At 74.5% G+C, this 3,035-nt stretch carries 2 protein-coding genes and 1 pseudogene; 1 reads left to right on the top strand and 2 read right to left on the bottom strand.

What is annotated here, in order from left to right:
• Nucleotides 1-131: 131 nt before the first annotated feature.
• Entirely contained in the window at nucleotides 132-1,313 is a 1,182-nt protein-coding gene (locus ACRYR7_RS25020) for a helix-turn-helix domain-containing protein (RefSeq protein ID WP_432575068.1), read from the bottom strand.
• 338 nt (nucleotides 1,314-1,651) lie between these two features.
• On the opposite strand from ACRYR7_RS25020, the gene ACRYR7_RS25015 reads away from it, so the two are divergent.
• Entirely contained in the window at nucleotides 1,652-2,173 is a 522-nt protein-coding gene (locus ACRYR7_RS25015) for an AAA family ATPase (RefSeq protein WP_432575067.1), read from the top strand.
• Between the two features lie 470 nt (nucleotides 2,174-2,643).
• Here ACRYR7_RS25015 and ACRYR7_RS25010 read toward each other — a convergent pair.
• Nucleotides 2,644-3,035, bottom strand: a pseudogene (locus tag ACRYR7_RS25010) (aminoglycoside phosphotransferase family protein); the annotation flags it as partial.

Here is a 3,035-nt window from a genome sequence, read left to right as displayed (position 1 = left end):
GCGGGCAGGGCGTCGCGGGCAGGGCGTCGCGGGCAGGGCGTCGCGGGCAGGGCGTCGCGGGCAGGGCGTCGCGGGCAGGGCGTCGCGGGCAGGGCGTCGCGGGCAGGGCGTCGCGGGCAGGGCGTCGGTCATCACGTTTCAATGAGGTGCCTGCGCAGCGTCCACGCCCGGTGCAGCGTCGCGGCGCTGGGCGGAGTCATCCCGCCATGCAGCAGGTGCGCGATGGCCTGCTCGGTGAAGGGGAAGCCGTCGCTGACGCGGCAGGTGCCGGCGGCCGCGGTGAGCACGCCCTCGGCGTTGACGGCCACCGCGTCGGCGAACACCTGGTCGAAGAGGTCGTCGTCGAAGACGGCCACCGTCATGATCGAGGCGGCCAGGGTCAGCGGGTCCACACCGATTCCCAAGAAGTGCACCTGCAGGCGCCCGCCGGTCCGGGCCTGCTGCAGGGTGCGCAAGAACGGCCAGTGCTCGTAGTCCACCGGTGTCTCCTCGCCGCCTCGTTCGGGCCGGCCCAGGACCTCCTCGGAGAGCTCCTTGACGATGGTGTGCCACAGGTCGAAGTCACCGGTGCGCTCTTGCTCGCCGGCAGTGGCGGTCGCGCCGGTGGTGGGTTGGAACTCGCCGGTGGGGACCAGGCCGTGCAGGCCGGCGTTGGTGGCGACCTTGGCCGGATCGCGCCAGTGCACCAGGAAGGTGGCACCGCCTCGTGCGCGCGAGCGCCGCAGGGTGAGGGTCTGCACGTCGGGCACCACGCTGCGGGTCGTGAGGTCGAAGGGGTCGCCGATGCGCTGGCGCAGCGGCAGGTCCGCCCACGACAGGGCCGCGCCGGCGCTGGCGTGAAGGGCCCGGCTGCTCTCGTGGGCGCAGGCCTCGGCCAGGCCCAGCTTCCGGAAGTAGGTGTCCACGCTGAAGGTCAGCCGTCCCGCTGCGGCGCTGAGGTCGACGTCGAGCAGGCGGTAGGCGGGCCGGTCCTCGAAGGTGGCCGGCCGCGCGATCGCCGCCAGGGCGTCGGTGTAGCTGGTGAAGGGCACGCCCGAGGCGGAGAGGGGCCGCACGTGCGCGGCCTCGGCGGCGGTGTCGCTGAGCACCGCCGGCTGCTCGTCCTCGCGCAGCTGCAGGCTGAGCGCGTCGAGGGGGATCGGTGCGGGCGCCAGCCACCGGGGGGTGCTCAGGAAGGGCAGGTGCTCCAGGCGCTGTGCTGGCGGGTAGAGCCCGGCGGCGGCGTGCGCGGCCACCGCCCGCGTCTGGTTCAGCAGGCCTCGCTCGGCGCGCCAGTGCTGGGCGGTGGTGGCCGGTGCGGCGTCCTCGCTCACGCGGGCACGCTAGAGGCTGCTTCGTGGGGACGTCGATGGGGACGTCGATGGGGACGTCGACGAGGACGCCGATGGGTGCTGCTGGATCGCACCTGCGCTGGAATGGGACGGTGGCGCCGCCACGTGTGGTGCGGATGGGACTGCCCCGGGCGCGTCGCGATCGAGCCTGCGTCCGCTGGGCGGTGCGGGTGCCGCAGCAGGTGTCGCAGCAGCTGACGCAGCGGGTGTACCTACCGGCGGGTGCACCGGCGGGTGGGTGTGAGGGGCCGGTGCCCACCGGTGGGCGATCCGGAGCAGGCGCGGGTGGCCCGGGGACGGCACCGTTAGCGTCGCTGCTCGTGATCGTGTGGATCAACGGCGCCCACGGCGTGGGCAAGAGCACGACCAGCGCCCTGGTGCAGCAGCTCGTCCCCGGCTCGCGGGTGCTGAACGCCGAGAAGGTCGGCGAGACGCTGATGGACATCACCCCGTCCCTGCCGACGAGCGGGAACTTCCAGCACTGGCCGCCGTGGCGGACTCTGGTGGTGGAAACCGCCCACCGGGTGCTGCAGTACACCGGCGGGGTGCTGGTGATGCCGATGACCGTGCTGGTGCAGGCGTACTGGCGCGAGATCAGCGAAGGGCTGGCCGACCACGGCATCGGCGTGCGGCACTTCGTGCTGCACGCCGATCAGGACACCCTGCGCGCGCGGATCGTGGGCGATGCGGTCCTGGGCCCCTCCTCGTTCCGGTTGGGGTACCTGCAGGACTACGCCGAGGCGGCCCGCGCCTGGTTGCACCGGGAGGGCGAGGTCGTGGACACCACGGACCTCACGCCCGACCGGGTCGCCGAGCGGATCGCGCAGGCCGTGCGGGGGTGAGGGAGCGGGTCGGGGCGCGGTGGGGCGGGCGCGGTGGGGCGGGCGCGGTGGGGCGGGTGCAGCGTGTCGGGCGCATCGAGTCAGGTGCGGCGGGCCTGCGTGCAGTGCACCGGGCGCAGGAGCGCGTGCGAGCCGGTGGGAGTGAGTGTCTGCGGGGTCCTGGCCGCTGGCGTCCCCGGGTGCCCGGTGACCGGTCTCACGCGTCCAGGTGCGGGCTCAGCTGCTGGCCCAGCACCCGGTAGCCCAGGGCCTGGGCCACGCGCTGGGAGGCTGGTGGGTGCGCGCGCTACTGCGCCAGCAGCCCGGCGCGCAGGGCGTGCGTCGTGGCGGCTGCGGCCACCGCGCGCGCCAGGCCGGTGTCGCGGGCTGTGGGAGCTTCTCGAGCGTGGCGTGCCGGCCCCGTGAGCGGGGGAACCGCGCCGAGAGCCGGGCGACTGGAGTGTCGGGCGAGGCGCTGGTCAGGGGGTTGGTCAGCGCTGCAGGGCGTTGATGAGGGTGCGGCGGTGGCGCAGCATCCACTCCGCGGACTCGATGCGCCAGGTCATCGCCCACGACGGCGCCGCACCCGTGCTGCTCGGACCCGCACCGGCTGTGACGCCGGCTTCGTCGGCCTGGGCCTTGGCGTTGGCCACCGCCACCTGCACCATCAGCTCGAACAGCTCCCCGCGGCGGGCGCGGGGCAGGCCGTAGCCGTCGACGAGCAGGCGCAGCTGGCGGGCCCGGTCGGCCACCGTTCCGAGCTGCTGGGCCTCGGTGACGCGTTCGCCCATCAGCTGGGCGTTCAGCCACGCCGCCTGGGCCAGTTCCACCAGCGGGTCCACCGGGCCGGCCGTCTCCCAGTCGATGAGGGCCACCGGCATCC

The sequence above is a fragment of the Kineococcus gurbantunggutensis genome, from assembly GCF_050871925.1.
Lineage (GTDB): Bacteria > Actinomycetota > Actinomycetes > Actinomycetales > Kineococcaceae > Kineococcus.
Note: the sequence above shows the minus strand (reverse complement) of the source record. Positions and strands in the feature narration are given on the sequence as shown.